Source organism: Streptomyces sp. NPDC015532 (genome assembly GCF_043078065.1).
Taxonomy (GTDB): Bacteria; Actinomycetota; Actinomycetes; order Streptomycetales; family Streptomycetaceae; genus Streptomyces.
Genome location: NZ_JBIBSY010000001.1, coordinates 1,126,812 through 1,145,427, shown reverse-complemented (window position 1 = coordinate 1,145,427; position 18,616 = coordinate 1,126,812). Strand labels below are relative to the sequence as shown.

At 70.0% G+C, this 18,616-nt stretch carries 15 protein-coding genes; 8 read left to right on the top strand and 7 right to left on the bottom strand.

The features are described from left to right. Nucleotides 1-15: 15 nt before the first annotated feature. The gene (gene ybaK, locus ACF07B_RS04845) at nucleotides 16-513 is read left to right on the top strand and encodes a Cys-tRNA(Pro) deacylase (RefSeq protein WP_392177734.1); all 498 of its coding nucleotides are present in this window, start codon (nucleotides 16-18) and stop codon (nucleotides 511-513) included. Between the two features lie 356 nt (nucleotides 514-869). On the opposite strand, the gene ACF07B_RS04840 is transcribed toward ybaK, so the two are convergent. The 4 genes from ACF07B_RS04840 to ACF07B_RS04825 all read right to left on the bottom strand — a co-directional run bounded on the left by ACF07B_RS04840 (nucleotide 870) and on the right by ACF07B_RS04825 (nucleotide 4,874). Continuing rightward, complete coding sequence (locus ACF07B_RS04840; RefSeq protein WP_369485577.1) at nucleotides 870-1,577, bottom strand: AAA family ATPase; 708 nt, start codon at nucleotides 1,575-1,577, stop codon at nucleotides 870-872. Nucleotides 1,578-1,611: 34 nt separating this feature from the next. Further along, nucleotides 1,612-2,433 carry an ABC transporter permease gene (locus tag ACF07B_RS04835; protein WP_362401846.1) on the bottom strand — a complete coding sequence of 274 codons (822 nt, stop codon included), beginning with the start codon at nucleotides 2,431-2,433 and terminating at the stop codon, nucleotides 1,612-1,614. Between the two features lie 86 nt (nucleotides 2,434-2,519). Then, nucleotides 2,520-3,494 (bottom strand): ABC transporter ATP-binding protein, encoded by a 975-nt coding sequence (locus ACF07B_RS04830; RefSeq protein WP_392177966.1) that lies wholly within the window; start codon nucleotides 3,492-3,494, stop codon nucleotides 2,520-2,522. A 150-nt stretch (nucleotides 3,495-3,644) separates the two neighbouring features. Beyond that, nucleotides 3,645-4,874 carry an NYN domain-containing protein gene (locus ACF07B_RS04825; RefSeq protein WP_369485575.1) on the bottom strand — a complete coding sequence of 410 codons (1,230 nt, stop codon included), beginning with the start codon at nucleotides 4,872-4,874 and terminating at the stop codon, nucleotides 3,645-3,647. 224 nt (nucleotides 4,875-5,098) lie between these two features. On the opposite strand from ACF07B_RS04825, the gene ACF07B_RS04820 reads away from it, so the two are divergent. Next, nucleotides 5,099-5,278 (top strand): hypothetical protein, encoded by a 180-nt coding sequence (locus ACF07B_RS04820; RefSeq protein WP_326788325.1) that lies wholly within the window; start codon nucleotides 5,099-5,101, stop codon nucleotides 5,276-5,278. Between the two features lie 121 nt (nucleotides 5,279-5,399). Here the strand turns inward: ACF07B_RS04820 and dnaE are convergent, their stop codons facing one another. Beyond that, the gene (dnaE, locus tag ACF07B_RS04815) at nucleotides 5,400-8,939 is read right to left on the bottom strand and encodes a DNA polymerase III subunit alpha (protein ID WP_392177733.1); all 3,540 of its coding nucleotides are present in this window, start codon (nucleotides 8,937-8,939) and stop codon (nucleotides 5,400-5,402) included. A 266-nt stretch (nucleotides 8,940-9,205) separates the two neighbouring features. On the opposite strand from dnaE, the gene ACF07B_RS04810 reads away from it, so the two are divergent. The 5 genes from ACF07B_RS04810 (at nucleotide 9,206) to ACF07B_RS04790 (ending at nucleotide 15,044) form a co-directional block, all read left to right on the top strand. After that, on the top strand, nucleotides 9,206-10,534 hold the full coding sequence (locus ACF07B_RS04810; RefSeq protein ID WP_328453457.1) for a DUF2252 domain-containing protein: 1,329 nt from the start codon (nucleotides 9,206-9,208) through the stop codon (nucleotides 10,532-10,534). A gap of 119 nt (nucleotides 10,535-10,653) precedes the next feature. Further along, entirely contained in the window at nucleotides 10,654-11,340 is a 687-nt protein-coding gene (locus tag ACF07B_RS04805; RefSeq protein WP_392177732.1) for a hypothetical protein, read from the top strand. Nucleotides 11,341-11,461: 121 nt separating this feature from the next. Continuing rightward, nucleotides 11,462-12,283, top strand: a complete 822-nt coding sequence (locus ACF07B_RS04800) for a thioredoxin domain-containing protein (RefSeq protein WP_392177965.1) — start codon at nucleotides 11,462-11,464, stop codon at nucleotides 12,281-12,283. Between the two features lie 536 nt (nucleotides 12,284-12,819). Next, on the top strand, nucleotides 12,820-13,251 hold the full coding sequence (locus ACF07B_RS04795) for a hypothetical protein (RefSeq protein WP_392177731.1): 432 nt from the start codon (nucleotides 12,820-12,822) through the stop codon (nucleotides 13,249-13,251). Between the two features lie 125 nt (nucleotides 13,252-13,376). Beyond that, nucleotides 13,377-15,044, top strand: a complete 1,668-nt coding sequence (locus ACF07B_RS04790; protein WP_392177730.1) for an alkaline phosphatase D family protein — start codon at nucleotides 13,377-13,379, stop codon at nucleotides 15,042-15,044. Nucleotides 15,045-15,054: 10 nt separating this feature from the next. On the opposite strand, the gene ACF07B_RS04785 is transcribed toward ACF07B_RS04790, so the two are convergent. Continuing rightward, complete coding sequence (locus ACF07B_RS04785) at nucleotides 15,055-15,624, bottom strand: dienelactone hydrolase family protein (RefSeq protein WP_392177729.1); 570 nt, start codon at nucleotides 15,622-15,624, stop codon at nucleotides 15,055-15,057. 128 nt (nucleotides 15,625-15,752) lie between these two features. Here ACF07B_RS04785 and ACF07B_RS04780 point away from each other — a divergent pair, with 128 nt between their 5' ends. Next, complete coding sequence (locus tag ACF07B_RS04780) at nucleotides 15,753-16,895, top strand: mechanosensitive ion channel family protein (RefSeq protein ID WP_369485227.1); 1,143 nt, start codon at nucleotides 15,753-15,755, stop codon at nucleotides 16,893-16,895. A gap of 73 nt (nucleotides 16,896-16,968) precedes the next feature. On the opposite strand, the gene ACF07B_RS04775 is transcribed toward ACF07B_RS04780, so the two are convergent. Continuing rightward, nucleotides 16,969-18,555 carry a Na+/H+ antiporter gene (locus tag ACF07B_RS04775; RefSeq protein WP_369485226.1) on the bottom strand — a complete coding sequence of 529 codons (1,587 nt, stop codon included), beginning with the start codon at nucleotides 18,553-18,555 and terminating at the stop codon, nucleotides 16,969-16,971. Nucleotides 18,556-18,616: the final 61 nt, after the last annotated feature.

The window sequence follows — 18,616 nt, the reverse complement described above, 5'->3', positions numbered from 1 at the left end:
CTTGCGAGAAGGTCGATGGCCAAGAAGGCGAAGAAGCAGTCCGGCGGCACCCCCGCCACGGTGGCGCTGACGGAGGCGGGCGTCCCGTTCACCGTCCACGCCTACGAGCACGACCCCTCCCACCCGTCGTACGGCGACGAGGCGGCCGAGGCGATGGGCGTGTCGCCGGAGCGGGTCTTCAAGACCCTGGTGGCGGACGTGGACGGCGTGCTCGTGGTCGCGGTCGTCCCGGTGGCGGGCTCGCTCGACCTCAAGGCCCTCGCCACGGCGGTGGGCGGCAAGCGGGCGGTGATGGCCGACCCGGCGGCGGCCGAGCGCACGACGGGCTACGTCCGCGGCGGCATCTCGCCCCTCGGCCAGCGCAAGAGGCTCCGCACCGTCCTGGACTCCTCGGCCTCCGGGCACGACACGATCTGTGTCTCGGCGGGCCGCCGCGGCCTGGAGGTCGAGCTCTCCCCCGCCGACCTCGCGAAGCTCACGGAGGCGGTGTCCGCGCCCGTCGGACGGACGTGACCCGCCGCTCGACGAGCCTGCCGACGCCGGCAGCCGTCCTGCCGTCCAGGACCCCTCGAAAGCGAGGGCCCGCGCGGCCCCTCGACGGATGCCTCTTCCTCGGTTAAGCACGAAGGGCATGTCGAAGAAAACGCGGAAACGCAAGTGGCGCATCAAGAAGGGCCGTTCGAACCACGGCCGCCGTCCCGCCTGACCCACGCTCCGCACCGAAGGGCCGGCCCGGACAGCCGTTCTCCCGGCACCCGGCCGGCCCTGCCCCCGTCCGGGGCAGGCCCGCCAAGCCGATCACGGCGAAGACGCGCGGTGTGACCCCAGGACCTGTCCGGCCGGTCCCGACGGAGACGCGGGGTGTGACCCTAGGCGGCCGGAGGTCCCGGCGGCGGCGCGGTGGCCGGGTAGGGGTTCTGCTGGTACGGATCGGGGTCACGGGGGCCGAACAGGGCCATGAGGCCGAGGTGGACCACCAGGGCGCTCAGGGACCACGCCAGCAGCGCGCCCTTGGCCCCGAGCTTCAGCGGCGCGGAGAACGTGACGCCCTTGCCCACCGCCTTGGCGTGCGCGACCACGTCCTGCGTGGGTCCGAGCCAGATCCCGACCCGCCAGGCGAACAGCGATCCGAGCAGGCCGCCCAGGGCGAGCCCGATCACCAGAGGCACACCGCCACGCCGCCGCACGAGGAACACGACCAGGGCGCTCAGCGCTCCGAAGCCCAGCGCGAGCAGGGTGAAGGTTCCGTCGACGCCGATCGCCTGCTCCCCCTCGGTGTCCTTGAGGTACACCGTGGTGGCGTCCGCGACCAGCGGCACATGGGGGGTCAGCCATGACCAGAGCACCCCGAGCAGACCCCCCACGAGGGCGACCGCGATCGTGATCACGGCGGCCTCCCGCAGTTCGGTCTTCATCCCGGGTCCGTCCTGTCCGTAGGAGACCTCGTACGCGCCCGGGTACACGGGGTGACCCGCCTGACCGGGAGCGGGCTGGGTCTGCCAGGCGGGGTACGGTTCGCGCCGGCCCTCGGGGGACTGTTCGTGCGGCGGCGGAGGTGGAGTCAGCGGAGCGGTCACCCTGCCATCGTGCCAGGCCCCGCTGTCGGCCGCGTCACCGGACGGCCGCCCGGCGGTAGGCCCAGGCGGCGAGGGCCAGCGAGACCACCCCGACTCCGGCGCAGACGGCCAGATCGGCGAGGACCGCGGCCCAGTCGGGAGCCGCTCCGAAGGTGCGGGCGAAGGCCTCGACACCGTAGGTCGAGGGCAGCAGGTCCCGGAGGTACTGCACCGGGGCCGGCATCCGGTCCGCCGGGAGAACGCCCAGCAGCAGGGCCGCGGACATGCCCATCTGACCGAGCAGGGTGGCCAGCTCGGGCCGCGGGGCGAGCAGCCCGAACGCGGCCCCGAGCCCGGCGAGCGCGGCGCCCGCGAGCGGGACGACCGCGGCCAGCACCCACAGATGGGCCAGCGGCAGCCCGAAGAGCAGGCACCCGAAGACGGCGGTGACGAGGGTGCCGGGCACGGTGAAGGACGCGTACGCGGCCGCGGCCCCGAGCACCACGGCCGCCGGCGGCACCGGCAGCGTCGCGTAGTGGTCGAGCCCGCCGCTCGCCCGGAGCTGCCCGAAGTACTGCGCGAGCAGGTTGAGGGCGACGAAGGCGACGACCAGGACCGTCGAGCCGGCGACCACGGCCCGCGCCTCGGCGCCTCCGTCCACCACCCCGCGCATCATGATCATGATGCCGAGGGACTGGAAGGTGGCCACGAACAGCAGCGGGATGCGCGCGACACGGGCCCGGGAGAGCTGCGCCCGGTACACGGCGGCCAGCGAGGGCCACAGCCGTGCCCGCGGTCCCAGTTCCGCCGCCGCGCCGGCGTCCTCGGCCAGGGGCAGCGCGCTGCCCGGCAGCACTCCAGCGGGTACGGCACTCACGTCGAACTGCTCCCCTTCGTCGGCAGCCGTCCTGTTCCGCTCACGTACGACGCCCCTCTCCCGTACGGATTCCACGCCCCGGACACTCACGCCTTCACCAGTCCCTGTGTCGCGTGGCCGCCGAGGGCCAGGTACACGTCCTCCAGGCTCGGCGTGGCCAGCGTGAAATCGTCGAGTGCGGCGAAGGCGGCTCCGCCGGTGACCGTGGCCACCGCCGCGCGGGCCTCCTCGGGCGCGAGCCGCAGGGTCCAGCGGCGGCCGGACTCGACGGCGCGGGCGCGCAGCGCTGCGACCTCGGGGACGTGCAGCGGAGCGCTCTCGCGCCAGACGAGTTCGACCCGCACCTCGCCCGCGACCCGCTCCTTGAGCCCGGCCGGGGTGTCGCAGGCGATGACCCGTCCCTCGTCGAGGACGGCGACCCGGTCGAGGACCGTCTCGGCCTCGATGACGTTGTGGGTGACGAGCAGGACCGTGGCGCCCTGTTCCGCGCGGCGCCGGTCGACGGCGGCCCACACGGCGCGCCGGGCGACGGGGTCCATGCCGGTGGTGGGCTCGTCGAGGACGAGCAGCGGGCGCCGTCCGACGAGGGCCGCGGCGAGGCAGGCGAGCCTGCGCTGTCCGCCGGAGAGCTTCTTCAGGGGACGGGAGGCGAGGGCGGTCAGGCCCAGCTCGTCGAGGACGGCGTCCCGTTCGGCCCGTGCCGCGCGCAGGTCGAGCCCGCGCAGCCGCGCGGTCGTCTCGGCGGCGAGGGACACGGTCAGCTCGTCCAGGGCGGTGGACTCCTGCCCGAGGTAGGCGAGGAGGCGGGCCGCCCGCTCGGGGTGGCGCACGATGTCGTGCCCGAGGATCTCGACGCTGCCGCTGTCGGGACGCATCAGCCCCGTGAGCTGGCGCACGACGGTGGACTTGCCGGCGCCGTTGGGCCCGAGCAGCCCGAAGATCTCGCCCCGGCGGATGTCCAGACGGACCCCGTCGGTGGCCCTGACCTCGGGTGTCGCCGGGGTGCCGCGGCGGCCGCGGACCGCCGGATAGGTCTTGGTGAGACCTCGCACGGCGCACACGACGTCGCCCCGGTGTCCCGTCGGGGGCGTCTGTGCCGTGCGCGTACTCACGAAGGACGAGAGTACGTGGTCCGATGCCCTGTTATGCGCTCGGGGCCGTGGCGGCCACCGGGCGGAGGCCCGCGCGGCCCCTGTCCGGCGCCTTGGGGATCACTCCCCCACGGGCGCGTGCTCGGTCGCGGTGCGCACATCGATCTCCCGCCAGAATCCGGCCCGGATCGCGTAGCGGTCGTGCTCGTCGATCTGGTCGTCCTTGTGCGCGAGCAGGCCGAAGCGGGCCGCGTAGCGCAGCAGCTCGCCGTCCACCCGGTGGGGTACCCGCGGGTACATCGCCGACAGTTTCTGGACATGGCTCGGGTCGGTGAGGCGCCCCATCCAGCGGCGCGCGAAGACCTGTCCGACCTCGTAGGGGTCGCCGCCGACCGTGGTGATGTCCTCCTCGCGGTCCGCCCAGCGCTGTTCCGCGGAGGTGAGCTGGGCGAGCGTGGGCAGGGCGGCGGCCTCCGGGGACTCCATGGAGGTGCCGGGCCGGTCGACCCAGCCCTTGTCCGAGGACCAGCGCAGCGTGGCGTTGGCGGGGTGCTGGGCGGGGTGCTGGGCGGCCTGGGTGCCCGGTGCGCGGAGCGCGGCCAGGTCCTTCGGTGTGGGGACCCCCTTGGCGGAGGGGACCCGTTCCTGGGTGCCGTTCGGCGATTCGGCCGCCTGGTGGTGCTCGGTCTCCTGGGCGGAGCGCTCGGCAGCGGCCGCGAGGGCCGACTCCGGCAGCGGCGCGGAGAGGATGGCGGCGATCTCGGGGCGCGGTACCGGCGGCGGTGCGCAGATCCCGCCGATCTCCTTGGCGCGGACCGCCTTGGTGATCCAGGCGCGGTCGAGCACCCGGCGCTCGTCGGCCTCGGCCACCAGGTCCTCGGACTGGTTGTAGTCACCGTCCGCGGCCTGCACGGCCCACAGGTGGACGGCCACGCCGTGCTCCTTGGCGGCCATCATGCCCGGCAGCAGATCGCCGTCGCCGGTGACGAGGACGATGTCGGAGCAGGCGCGGTTTCGCGCGAGCTCGGTCAGCTCGGCGTGCATGGCGGCGTCCACGCCCTTCTGTGCCCACCGCCCGTCGCTGCGGGTCAGCGCGCCCAGGCGCACCGTCACCCGTGGCATCACCCGCAGCCTGCGGTGCTCGGGCTGCGGTACGCGGTCGGGGGCGCCGTCGAACCAGTAGATGCGCAGCAGGGGCCGCTCGGTGTCGGACTCGGCGCGCTCGCGCAGTCCCTGGATGAGGGCGGGGTGGTCGACGGTGATCCGGGATCGTGACGGCTCCCCGGCGAGGAGGCTGGCGGCGGCCCCGAGCAGATACCCGGCGTCCACCAGGACGATGCAGCGGTCCACGCGGTCCACCCTCTTTCCGGGAGGTTTGCTTCGGGCTTCCTTGGAGTCTGCCCGACCGTGCGGAGGTTAACGGCCGGAACTCGATCTTCGGCGTGGCGGATCGGAAGAACACTTGCCGACAAGCCTCATTACGCACGGTAATTCTAGGAAATGCGCTGCTTGTCAGCTTATGTGAATCTGGTCGCGGCCCTGGCCCCTAGATCCCCCACAGGAGGCAGATCACCATGGCCAAGAACAAGAATCGCAAGCAGGGCGGCCAGCAGGACCGCTCCTCGCAGGCCGAGCGTGCGCAGGAGCAGGCCCAGCGGTCATCGGCGCAGGCACAGCAGTCGCCGATGTCGCAGGCCCAGGGCAGCCCCGCTGATGTTGCCCGTAAGCATCAGAGGCGTTTCGGCCACAACTAGCGGCCGCCGCGCGGGCTGTCGAGGCCCAGTACGCACCGAGGGGCGCATCCGTCGCAGGATGCGCCCCTCGGTGCGTCGGCAGGCCTCCGCCGTGCGACCGCCGTCCTCCGCCGTGCGGCCGTCAGCCGGCCAGGCAGGCCGGGCCGAGCAGCACCTTCAGATCACCGAAGAGCGCCGGGTCCGGCTTGACCCGGTGCCGGTCGAGCCGCAGCACCGTGGTCTTGCTCGGGCCCTGGAGCCGGATGCGGACCTCGCTCTCGCCCTTGTGGTGGCTGAGGATCTCGCCGAGACGGCTGATCATCGGCGGAGTCACCTTCAGGGCCGGGATGGTGAGGATCACGGGAGCGTTGGTGCCCGCGTTCGACAGGTCCGGGACCTGGAGCTCCATCGCGACCAGCCGCGGCACGTCCTCGCGCTTGTCGAGGCGTCCCTTGACGAAGACGACCGCGTCCTCGACGAGCTGGGTCGACACGAGCTGGTAGGTCGCCGGGAAGAACATGCATTCGATGGAGCCCGCGAGGTCCTCCACGGTGGCGATCGCCCAGGCGTTGCCCTGCTTGGTCATCTTGCGCTGCAGGCCCGAGATGATGCCGCCGATCGTGACGACGGCGCCGTCCGCGTGCTCGCCCCCGGTCAGCTGGGAGATGCCCGCGTCCGCCTTGTCGGACAGGACGTGCTCCAGGCCGAAGAGCGGGTGGTCGGAGACGTACAGGCCGAGCATCTCCCGCTCCTGGGCGAGCAGGTAGACCTTGTCCCACTCGTCGGTGGTGAACTCCACGTCGAGCCCGAAGCCGGGTTCGCTGGTGTCCTCGTCCCCCATGCCGCCGAAGAGGTCGAACTGGCCCTCGGCCTCCTTGCGCTTGACCGCCACCACGTTGTCGATCATCGGCTCGAACTGCGCGGTGAGGCCCTTGCGGGTGTGCCCCATCGTGTCGAACGCGCCGGCCTTGATCAGCGATTCCGTGGTGCGCTTGTTGCAGGCGACCGCCTCGACCTTGTCGAGGTAGTCCGGGAAGGAGGCGTACTTCCCCTTGGCCTTGCGGCTGCGGATGATCGATTCCACGACGTTCGTGCCGACGTTGCGGACGGCCGAGAGGCCGAAGAGGATCACGTCGTCGCCCTGGGCGGCGAAGTTCTGCTCGGACTCGTTCACATTGGGCGGCAGCACCTTGATGCCCATGCGCCGGCACTCGTTCAGGTAGACGGCCGACTTGTCCTTGTCGTCCTTGACCGAGGTGAGCAGCGCGGCCATGTACTCGGCCGGGTAGTTCGCCTTCAGGTAGCCGGTCCAGTACGAGACGAGTCCGTACGCGGCGGAGTGGGCCTTGTTGAAGGCGTAGCCGGCGAAGGGGACCAGGACGTCCCACAGGGCCTGGATCGCCTCGTCGCTGTAGTTGTTCTTGCGGGCGCCCGCCTGGAAGAGGACGAAGTTCTTGGCCAGCTCGTCGGGCTTCTTCTTGCCCATCACGCGGCGCAGGATGTCGGCCTCGCCGAGGGAGTACCCGGCGATGATCTGGGCGGCCTTCTGGACCTGCTCCTGGTACACGATCAGGCCGTAGGTGACGGCCAGCACCTCTTCGAGCGGCTTCTCCAGCTCGGGGTGGATCGGCGTGATCTCCTGGCGCTTGTTCTTGCGCTCCGCGTAGTTGATGTGCGAGTTCATGCCCATCGGGCCCGGCCGGTACAGGGCCGAGACGGCGGAGATGTCCTCGAAGTTGTCGGGCTGCATCTGGCGGAGCAGCGAGCGCATCGGGCCGCCGTCGAACTGGAAGACGCCGAGGGTGTCGCCGCGGCAGAGCAGTTCGAAGGTCTTGGGGTCGTCCAGGGGGAGGGCGAGCATCTCCAGGTCGACGCCCTTGTTGGCCTTCACCATCTTGATGGCGTCGTCCATGATCGTGAGGTTGCGCAGGCCCAGGAAGTCCATCTTGAGCAGGCCCAGCGACTCGCACTGGGGGTAGTCCCACTGGGTGATGGTCACACCGTCGGTGTGCCGCACCCAGATGGGCGCGTGGTCGACGATGGGCTCGCTGGACATGATCACGCCGGCGGCGTGCACACCCATCTGCCGGACCAGGCCCTCGACGCCCTTGGCGGTGTCGATGACCTTCTTCACGTCCGGCTCGTTCTCGTACATCCCGCGGATCTCGCCGGCCTCGCCGTAGCGGGGGTGCGTGGGGTCGGTGATGCCGTTCAGGTCGATGCCCTTGCCGAGGACGTCGGCGGGCATCGCCTTGGTGAGCCGGTCGCCCATCGCGTACGGGTAGCCCAGCACGCGCGCGGAGTCCTTGATGGCGTTCTTCGCCTTGATCTTGCCGTACGTACCGATCATGGCGACCTTGTCGGCGCCGTACTTCTCGGTCACGTACCTGATCACCTCGACGCGCCGACGCTCGTCGAAGTCGATGTCGACGTCGGGCATGGAGACGCGCTCGGGGTTCAGGAAGCGCTCGAAGATCAGACCGTGCGGGATCGGGTCGAGGTCGGTGATGCCCATGGCGTACGCGACGATCGAGCCGGCCGCGGAACCACGGCCGGGGCCCACCGCGATGCCCTGCTTCTTGGCCCACATGATGAAGTCGGCGACGACGAGGAAGTACCCCGGGAACCCCATCTGGATGATGACGTCCATCTCGTACTCGGCCTGCTTCTGGCGGTCGTCGGGGACGCCGCCGGGGAAGCGGCGCTCCATGCCGAGGCGCACCTCCTCCTGGAACCAGGTGACCTCGGTGAAGCCGTCCGGGATGTCGAACTTCGGCATGAGGTTCTTCGCCTCGAACATGCCGGTGGTGTCGATCTGCTCGGCCACCAGGAGGGTGTTGGCGCAGCCCTCCTGCCAGGCGTCCGAGGAGTCGACGGCGTACATCTCGTCCGTCGTCTTCAGGTAGTAGCCGGTGCCGTCGAAGCGGAAGCGGTCCGGGTCGGAGAGGTTCTTGCCGGTCTGGATGCACAGCAGGGCGTCGTGGGCGGTCGCCTCGTGCGCGTACGTGTAGTGCGAGTCGTTCGTCACCAGGGGCGGGATGCCGAGCTTCTTGCCGATGTCCAGGAGGCCGTCACGGACCCGGCGCTCGATCTCGATGCCGTGGTCCATCAGCTCGAGGAAGTAGCGGTCCTTGCCGAAGATGTCCTGGTACTCGGCGGCCGACTTCAGTGCCTCCTCGTACTGCCCGAGGCGCAGCCTGGTCTGGAGTTCTCCGGAGGGGCAGCCGGTGGAGGCGATGAGCCCCTCCGACCACTGGGAGATCGTCTCCTTGTCCATCCGGGGCCACTTCTGGAGCCAGCCCTCGGCGTACGCGTCCGAGGAGAGCTTGAAGAGGTTGTGCAGGCCCGTCCGGTTCGACGCCCAGATCGTCTTGTGCGTGTAACCGCCCGAACCGGACACGTCGTCGCGCTTCTGGTGCGGCTGACCCCACTGGATCTTGCGCTTGTTGCGCCGGGACTCCGGGGCGACGTACGCCTCGATGCCGATGATCGGGGTGACACCCGCCTTCTTCGCGGTGTGGAAGAAGTCATAGGCCCCGTGGAGGTTGCCGTGGTCGCTCATCGCGATATGGGTCATGCCCATCTCGTTGCAGGCGTCGAACATGTCCTTGAGCCGCGCGGCACCGTCCAGCAGTGAGTACTGGGTGTGGACGTGCAGGTGCGTGAACGGCGGCTTCGACACGGTTTCGGCCTCCAGGAAGAACCATCGGTTACAGGCTGCGGACAGTCTGGGGGGTCAGCGTCGAAGTCTATGACGCGGGACTGACACTCGGCGGAGGATCATCCGTACCGTCGTACGGGGGCCCGGCATCCGGGCTGTACGTTCGCCGCCGGAACCCGGGCACTCCCGCGTATGTTCGTCCGTTGGAAGTGGACGGACCCCTTGTCCCGGGGCGGCGCGTCCGCCCCGTCATGTCACGCACCACCTGCACCAGGAGGCACCCAGCGATGTCGGTCCCGCAGCTCAGCGCCGAGCAACGCGGCGAGCAGATCCTCGCCGTCTTCGACACCGCCTTCGGCGAGCTCCTGGCCGCCGACCCGGCCGCGTTCCGTGTGAAATTCCGCAAGATGGCGGCCTCCGCCTTCGCGTTCTACCGCGGCACCGCGGCGCTCTTCTACCACGACCTCGACCAGGACCGGCGCGGCGGCCCGTACCTGGACGAGCGCACCTCGCGCGTGTGGATCCACGGCGACCTGCACGCCGAGAACTTCGGCACGTACATGGACGCCCAGGGCCGTCTGATCTTCAACGTGAACGACTTCGACGAGGCCTATGTGGGCCCCTTCACCTGGGACCTCAAGCGCTTCGCCGCCTCCGTGGCCCTCATCGGCTACGCGAAGGCGCTCAGCGACGAGCAGATCACCGAGCTGGTGCGGGTGTACGCGGCCGCCTACCGCGAGCGCATCCACGCCCTGGCCACCGGCGCCAAGAGCGACGAGGTGCCGCCCTTCACGCTGGACACCGCCGAGGGCCCGCTCCTGGACGCGCTGCGCGACGCCCGCTCGCTGACCCGCTTCGGGCTCCTGGACTCGATGACCGAGATCCGCGACTTCGAGCGCCGCTTCGCGCCCGGCGGCGGCTCCATCGAGCTGGACGCCGCCACCCGCTACAAGGTCCTCGCGGCCTTCGACGGCTATCTGGAGACGCTCCCCGAGTCCTCGCTGACCCGCCCGGACTCGTACCGCGTGAAGGACGTCGTGGGCCGCCGCGGCATCGGCATCGGCTCGGCCGGCCTGCCCTCGTACAACATCCTTCTGGAGGGCAACAGCGACGCCCTGGAGAACGATGTGGTGATCTACATCAAGCAGGCCCAGACCCCGGCCGTCTCCCGGCACGTCACGGACTCCGCGATCCGTGGCTACTTCCAGCACGAGGGCCACCGCACGGTGATCTCGCAGCGCGCCCTGCAGGCGCACGCCGACCCGTGGCTCGGCTGGACCGAGCTGGACGGCGCGGGCCAGCTCGTCGCCGAGGTCTCGCCGTACGCGGTGGACCTGGACTGGGGCGACATCGACGACCCCGAGGAGATCGCCGCGGTGGTCGCGGACCTCGGCCGCTCCACCGCCACGATGCACGCGGCGGCGGACGACGAGAGCGGCCACTCGGAGCTGGTGCCGTTCTCCACGGAACGGGCCATCGACGCGGCCATCGCGGCCGACGAGGACGGCTTCGCCGACCTCCTGGTGGACTTCGCGCACAGCTACGGCACCCGCGCGCGCGGTGACCACCAGATCTTCGTGGACCTGTTCCGCAACGGACGGATCCCGGGCCTGTAGAGCGCACGGCCGGCCGCGGGGCCGCACGCCCCGCGACCGGCCGCCCCACAACGCTCCCGTAACGCACAGGAACCCTTTAGGGGACGCTTACGGGAGCGCGTGGGAGACTCACCTCCGCTATGGACATATCCGGGACCCAGCTCAGAGCCGCGCGCGCGGCCGTGTTCACGGCTGTCGTCGTGACGCTCTCCGCCGCGTCGCACGTGCTGCTGTCCCAGATGCCGCTGCCGCTGACCACCGTGGCCGCGATCAGCGCCGCCGTCTTCGCCCTCTCCTTCGCGCTCGCGGGCCGTGAGCGGGGCTTCGGCCGCATCGCCGCCCTGCTCGTCCCGCTGGAACTGGCCGCCGACACCGTGTTCACGACGGGCCAGCACGTCTGTTACGGCCGAGCGGGCGGCCCGGTCGCGGGCCCGCTGCGCTCGGTCGGCCTCGACGTGCTGTGCGGCGGCGGCAGCGTGGGGGCCCCGCTGTCCCGGGTGACCGGCGGCGCGCCCGATCGTGCCGCCGCCCTGCTCGCGCACGCCGACCCGGCCGCCGCCTGGCTGCTGCTCGGCGCGCACGTCACCGTCGGCCTGCTCGCGGCCGCGTGGCTGCGCCGGGGCGAGCGCGCCCTGGACCAGCTGCTGCGCGCGGTGGCCGCCTCGACCTTCCGGCCGCTGCTGCTCGCGGTCGCCGCGGTGACCGTACGACGCGCTCCGGCCCGTCCGCTGCCGCGCACCGCGCCCCGGCCGGCCGCCGCCCGCACCCGTCTGTTCGTGCACTCCCTGGGACGCCGCGGACCGCCCCGCCCGGCCGCTTTCGCCTGAGCCGGCCGGCACGGGCGAGCGCGCGGGAACGGACGTTCCCCGAAACAGCCCTGAGCATCAGCAGTCCCCCTTACGTATTCCGCGTACCACGTTGTGCGCGTCCCCGATGGAGAACACCACCATGAGCAAGCGGAACAGCCAGGCCTCGAAGACGGCGGCGCGCGAGAAGCTGCGCCTGGAGCGCGAGCGTCAGGCCAGGCGCGACAAGATCAAGCGCCAGGCGATCGTCGCCGGTTCCCTCGTCGCGGTCCTCGCGATAGCGGGCGGCATCGGCTACGCGGTCGTGCAGAACAACAAGCCCAGCTACTGGGAGAGCCTGAAGGACGCCAAGAACGTCGTGGCGCCCGCCAACACCACGGGCACCAAGGGCACCACCGTCGTCATCGGCAAGGACACCGCCAAGAAGACCCTCAAGCTCTACGAGGACCCGCGCTGCCCGATCTGCGCCTCCTTTGAGCAGACTGTTGGCTCGACGGTCAAGAAGGACCTCGACGACGGCAAGTTCAATATCCAGTACGTAGGCGCCACATTCATCGATAACAACAGCAACGGCGTGGGCTCCAAGAATGCACTGAGCGCTCTCGGTGCCGCATTGAACGTGAGCCAGGACGCCTTCCTCGAGTACAAGACCGCTCTGTACTCGGCGAAGTGGCATCCCGACGAGACGACGGACAAGTTCAAGGACGACTCCTACCTCATCAAGGTCGCCGACACCGTCCCCGTACTGAAGAACAACACCAAGTTCCAGGATGCGGTCAAAAAGGGCACGTACGACGCCTGGGCTATGGCCATGTCGAAGACCTTCGACGACAACAAGGACAGCGTCACCGGCACACCGAGCTTGATCATGGACGGAAAGGCCGTTACGGGCAGCGACGGAAAGAATGCCCCCATGACGGTGGCCGAATTCAACACAGCCATACAAAAAGCCATCACTTCATAGTTATCCGATCTCGCGAATCGTTACGACAAACGGTTCCGTAATCTCACACAGAGCGCCCCGGGCCAACCCAGGCCCGGGGCGCTCGTCCTTTCCCATCAGAGCCAGAGAATCCGCGGATCCAAAGCTGCCGCCGAAGCCGCCCATCAAACCGAGAGCAGACCACGCCCGGGGAGTCCAACAATCCGATTTCAGCCAGATCGTGCGGGCATGGAGGACGACACGACCCGTCATCACTCCGCCGCTCCGCCGCTCTGCTGCTACGCAGTACAGGACCCGATATCGGCCGACACCAAGGAGCAAGACGCTCCCCTCCCCTCGTAGCGGAATTAGTTATTCCCGAAAGGCGAACGGGGCAAATTGTACCTAATGCGACAGAAGGCGCTGGGGCCTTAAACAGCCATAACAGCCACCCCGGCTGGGCAATCCTTGCATCCACTCGATCATCAACCGTAAGATCCATTGCGCCTATCGATACAGAAAGGCGACACAAGCAAAGCGTACGTACCTAAAGACCACAAAACGGGGGGAATGAACCGATGAAGAAATTGGGCAAAAATATACAGCGGGCACTGACAGGAGCCAGCGTTGCGGCCGCCGCTTTCGCACTCAGCGTCACGCCGGCCTTCGCGGGATCTAACCTTCACCTTCAGGCGTACAGCGAAGAATGCACCCTGGGGACTAGCTGCATCGTCATCGAACACGCCGACGGGTATTTCTACTACAACGGTGACAGCTGGAAGGTCTGCGACAATTATCCAGATGGCGACCGCGCCGTATTGCATCTCTTCTGGTCCGACTCCTCGGGAAGCTGGACCAGAACCATTCAAGACACAAACGGATCCGGTAACTCATGCGCCACAGGATCGAAGAACATTGACGAAGGCACGACGGTCTACGTCAGCGTCTGGCACCAGAACGGCGCAGGCGGGACAGCGAAGGACGTCAGGAACGGGACCGGCAAGGCGTAACCGCTGGCACGTCGGCGCCTGGAGTACGTACTGACGCCGAAATCTAAAGCAACGTGCTGCCACAGGGCGGAGAATCTTCAGGATTCTCCGCCCTGTGGCGCTACTAGTCGGTAACCTCATCGCCCGTGACCAGTCGACAGAGATCATCCGACTTCGCGGGAGACATCAACTCCCGCGCCCCGCGCCGCCGTACGGTCGTCAAGGCCGCGGCCGCCACCGCCGTCCTCGCCGCCCCGCTCGCGGCCGCCCTGCCCGCCCGCGCCACCGAGGCGCCCGCGTTCCTGCACGGAGTCGCCTCCGGCGACCCGCTGCCCGACGGCATCCTGCTGTGGACCCGGGTGACGCCCGGCTCCCAGGCGATACCGGGCTCCGGGCTCGGCCCGGACACCGAGGTGAGCTGGACCGTCGCCAAGGACAAGGCCTTCACCACGATCGTCGCCAAGGGTTCCACCATCGCGACGGCCGCCTCCGACCACACCGTCAAGGCGGACATCCGCGGCCTCCAGCCGGCCACCGACTACTGGTTCCGCTTCTCCGCCGGCGGCACGGAATCGCCCGTCGCCCGCACCCGCACCACCCCGGCCGCCGACGCCTCCGTGGCCGGTCTGCGCTTCGGCGTGGTCTCCTGCGCCAACTGGGAGGCCGGCTACTTCTCGGCGTACCGCCATCTCGCGGCCCGGAACGACCTGGACGCCTGGCTGCACCTCGGCGACTACATCTACGAGTACAAGTCGGGCGAGTACGGGACCCGCGGCACCGTCGTACGGCCGCACGCCCCCGCGAACGAGATCCTCACCCTCGCCGACTACCGCACCCGGCACGGCCGTTACAAGACCGACCCCGACCTCCAGGCCCTGCACCACAAGGCACCGGTCGTCGCGATCTGGGACGACCACGAGTTCGCCGACAACTCCTGGTCGGGCGGCGCGGTCAACCACACCGAGGGCGCCGAGGGCGCCTGGTCGGACCGTCAGACAGCGGCCAAGCAGGCCTACTTCGAGTGGATGCCGGTCCGCCCGGCCATCGCCGGCACCACCTACCGCAGGCTGCGCTTCGGCAAGCTCGCCGACCTCGCGCTGCTCGACCTGCGCTCCTTCCGGTCACAGCAGGCGTCCACCGCCAGCGGCTCGGTCGACGACCCGGACCGTACGATCACCGGCCGCGCCCAGCTCGACTGGCTGAAGTCCGGGCTCAAGTCCTCGGACACCACCTGGCGTCTGGTCGGCAACTCGGTGATGATCTCGCCGTTCGCGGTGGGCTCCCTCTCCGCCGACCTGCTGAAGCCGCTCGCCAAGCTGCTCGGACTCCCGCAGGAGGGCATAGCCCTCAACACCGACCAGTGGGACGGCTACACCGACGACCGCCGCGAACTGCTCGCGCACCTGCGCTCCAACGCCATCCGCAACACGGTCTTCCTGACCGGTGACATCCACATGGCCTGGGCCAACGACGTGCCGGTGGACGCCGGTACGTACCCGCTGTCCCCGTCCGCCGCCACGGAGTTCGTGGTCACCTCGATGACCTCCGACAACCTCGACGACATCGTCAAGGTGCCCGAGGGCGTCGTCTCGGCCGTCGCCTCCCCGGTCATCCGCGCGGCCAACCGCCATGTCCACTGGGTCGACACCGACCGGCACGGCTACGGCGTCCTGGACATCACGGCCGACCGCGCGCAGATGGACTACTACGTGCTCTCCGACCGTACGAACCCGAACGCGACCTCGTCCTGGGCCCGTTCGTACCGGACGCGCAGCGGCACGCAGACGGTGGAGCGGACGTACGACCCGGTGTAGTCCCCCCGGGCTACAGCGAATCGAGGAAGCCGAGCGCCACCTTCCAGGTGGCCTCGGCCGCCTCGGCGTCGAAGTCGGGCAGGCCGGGATCGGTGTAGAGGTGCCCCGCGCCGGCGTACCGGTAGATCTCCACGTCCGCCCCGGTTCTCCGCATCTGGAGATACCAGGCGCTCAGCCAGTCGTCCGTCTCGAACTGGTCGGGCTCGGCGACATGCAGCTGGACCGGCAGTTCGTCCACGGACGCGCTCTCGGCGATGTCCGAGGTGCCGTGCAGCAGGAGCAGCCCGCGGGCCTTCTCATCGCCGAGGGCGAGGGTCTGCGCCACGGAGGCGCCGAGGGAGAAGCCCGCGTAGACCAGGCCGCGATCCGAGTAGGGCGCGGCGGCCAGGACAGCGCGCTTGAGCAGTTCGTCCTTGCCGACCGTGTCGCTGAAGGCCATGCCCTCCTCGGCGGTCTCGAAGGTCCGCCCCTCGAAGAGGTCGGGGGTCCACACCTCGTGTCCCGCGGCCCGCAGCCGGTCCGCGGCCGCGCGCACCGCCGGCCGCGGTCCGTAGGTCGAGTGAAAGAGCATGATGTTCATGGACTCCATGGTGCCAGCCGGTACCGGCGGCATCCGTCCGGCCCGTACCCGGCGGCGGCCCCTGGGATACCCCGTTCCGCCCCGAGAACACATGTTCATGACGCCGGTGGCCGGTTAGCTTCTCAGGCATGGAGAACGTACTGCGTCCGGTGATCGTCGTCGGTGGCTCGGTCGTGCTCACCCTGCTCATCGGATGGTCCGTGGACCGTCTGTTGCGCCGGGCTGACGACCGGCACAGCGAGACCTCCCTGTGGGGTCTGCTCCGCCGCGGCCGTGTCCCCTTCCAGCTGGTCCTGTTCGCGGCCCTGCTCAGAGGCTCCTACGGCCAGGTGAGGCTTCTGGTCGAGCACCGGATCGGCATAGGACGGACGCTCACCCTGATCCTCATCGGCGCCGCCGCCTGGCTGGTGGTGAGCATCGCCACGGCGGTCGTCGAGACCTCGTACAGCCGCTACGCGAACGCGCACCGCGATCCGGCCCGGATCCGCCGGGTCCGCACCCAGGTCACGCTGATCCAGCGGGTGGTCACCGCGGTCGTCGGCGTCGTGGCGGCCGCCGCGATGCTGCTCACCTTCCCCGCGATGCGGGCGGCCGGTGCCTCGCTGCTGGCCTCGGCCGGAATCCTCGGCATCGTCGCCGGTGTCGCCGCCCAGTCCACGCTCGCGAACCTCTTCGCCGGTCTCCAGATCGCCTTCGGCGACATGGTACGGCTCGGCGACACCGTGGTCGTCGACGGCGAGTGGGGCACGGTCGAGGAGATCACCCTGACGTTCCTGACGGTACGGACGTGGGACGAGCGCCGGATCACCATGCCGGTCTCGTACTTCACCTCCAAGCCGTTCGAGAACTGGTCGCGCGGCACCCCCCAGATGACCGGCATCGTCTTCCTGCACCTCGACCACTCCGCCCCGGTGGAGGCGATGCGCGGGAAGCTGCGCGACATCCTGCGCGAGTGCCCGGCCTGGGACGGCCGCGACTACGGCCTCGCCGTCACCGACTCGACGCCCAACACCATGCAGGTGCGCGCCCTGGTCACCGCGAAGGACGCGGACGACATCTGGACGGTACGGGTCACGGTCCGCGAGCAGATGATCCGCTGGCTGGCCGAGCAGCACCCCTACGCGCTCCCCCGCGTCAACACCGCCGAGGCGATGCTGCTCCCCGGGCAGAGCCCGCGCACGGGCCGCGCGGAGCCGGACGCGGTGGCGGCCCGCCCGAACCACGCCCGCCACGCCCACGAACCCCCTCGAACCGGTCCCGGCCGCGGCTGAGCCCGGGCAGCCCGTCCTCCGGCGCCGGGTGACCGCACCCGGCGCCGGTGACGCCGGTAAAGGCGCCGAGGCGTCAGCGGAGGCTGCGGACGTCGAGGTGTCTCAGGACGCGGTCCACGATCTCCGGGTCGGCCCCGGGTTCGCTCCGCGCGGACAGCACCTCGTGCCGGGCCGCGCTCATCATCTCCCCCTGGATCCGCCGCATCCGCTTCATCCGCCGGACCCGCTGGAGATGCGCCTCGCGCCGCTCCTCGTCCCCCATGTCGGGACTGATCCGGACACCGATCTCGAAGGCCCGGCGCAGCAGCTGCTCGGAGACCTCCTCCGGCAGCTCCTCCACCTCCTCGATCTCCCGGAGCCTTCGCTTCGCGGCCTTGGCGGCCCGTACCGCGAGCTCCTTCTCGAAGGCCTTCTCGACGTCCTCGTCGGCCCGCACCCCGAGTCTTCTGACCAGCCACGGCAGGGTGAGCCCCTGGAGCACCAGGGTCGCCATGATCACCCCGAAGGCGATGAACACGATCTCGTCCCGGTCGGGAAACGGCGACCCGTCGTCCATCTCCAGCGGAATCGCGAGCGCCAGGGCCACGGAGGCGACCCCGCGCATCCCCGCCCACCACATGACCACGGTCTCCCGCCATGAGGTCGGGATCTCCTCGTCGTAGTCCCGTTTGGCGTGCAGCCGCTTGGTCAGCCAGGTCGCGGGCAGCAGCCAGGCCAGGCGGACGAGCACGACCACCACCACGATCGTGGCGGCCCAGCCGAGCATCTCGCCCCAGCGTCCCGACGCCGTACGGATCGCGTTGTGGAGTTCGAGGCCGATGAGCCCGAAGGCGACGCCGGTGACGAGGGTGTCCACCACGTCCCAGACGGTCGACCCGGCGAGCCGGGTCATGACGTCGTCGGCGTCGGTGGCGTACTCCGCGAGGAACAGGGCGGTGGTGAGCACGGCGAGCACCCCCGAGCCGTGCAGTTCCTCGGCCAGCACGTAGGCGGCGTACGGCACCAGCAGGGTCAGCCCGACCTGGAGGGAGGCGTCGCCGACCAGCGTCATCAGCCTGTTCGCGGCCCACCCGAGGGCCACCCCGATGACGAGCGCGACGACGGCGGAGAGCACGAGGTCGAGCCCGGCCCGCCAGGGCGAGAAGGATCCGCTGACGGCGGCGGCGATCGCGACGTGGTAGAGCACGATCGCCGTCACGTCGTTGAAGAGCCCCTCCCCCTCCAGGATCGACACGAGGCGGCGCGGCAGCCCGAGCTGTCCCGCGACGGCGGTCGCCGCGACGGGGTCGGGCGGTGCCACGAGGGCGCCCAGCGCGAAGGCGGCGGCGAGCGGCAGGCCCGGCACGATGGAACTCGCGACGGCCGCGACCGCCAGCGTGGTGACGAACACCAGGGCCACGGCGAGCAGGAAGATCGGGCGCCTGTTCGCGGCGAACTGTCTCCACGAGGTGCGGCGCACCGCGGCGTACAGCAACGGCGGCAGCAGCGCGGGAAGGATCAGATCCGGCGGGATGTCCACGTTCGGGACGAAGTCCAGCACGGCCAGCACTATGCCGAGCAGAGTCATCAGGACCGGCGCGGGGAGCCCGAACCGCTCTCCGACCGGGACGCTGACCACGGCCCCGAGCAGCAGCACGAACAGCAGGGCCAACTGATCCACGGTCAGCGCTCCGGCGGGGTCTAGACGATCACGGGCGAACCAGACCTCAAGCGTGCCACGC

Excerpts from the sequence above, each read along its gene's own strand:
- ybaK (WP_392177734.1), top strand. The coding sequence starts at position 16 with ATGGCCAAGAAGGCGAAGAAGCAGTCCGGCGGCACCCCCGCCACGGTG.
- ACF07B_RS04820 (WP_326788325.1), top strand. The coding sequence starts at position 5,099 with ATGGCCAAGAACAAGAATCGCAAGCAGGGCGGCCAGCAGGACCGCTCC.
- ACF07B_RS04810 (WP_328453457.1), top strand. The coding sequence starts at position 9,206 with ATGTCGGTCCCGCAGCTCAGCGCCGAGCAACGCGGCGAGCAGATCCTC.
- ACF07B_RS04805 (WP_392177732.1), top strand. The coding sequence starts at position 10,654 with ATGGACATATCCGGGACCCAGCTCAGAGCCGCGCGCGCGGCCGTGTTC.
- ACF07B_RS04800 (WP_392177965.1), top strand. The coding sequence starts at position 11,462 with ATGAGCAAGCGGAACAGCCAGGCCTCGAAGACGGCGGCGCGCGAGAAG.
- ACF07B_RS04795 (WP_392177731.1), top strand. The coding sequence starts at position 12,820 with ATGAAGAAATTGGGCAAAAATATACAGCGGGCACTGACAGGAGCCAGC.
- ACF07B_RS04785 (WP_392177729.1), bottom strand. The coding sequence starts at position 15,624 with ATGAACATCATGCTCTTTCACTCGACCTACGGACCGCGGCCGGCGGTG.
- ACF07B_RS04780 (WP_369485227.1), top strand. The coding sequence starts at position 15,753 with ATGGAGAACGTACTGCGTCCGGTGATCGTCGTCGGTGGCTCGGTCGTG.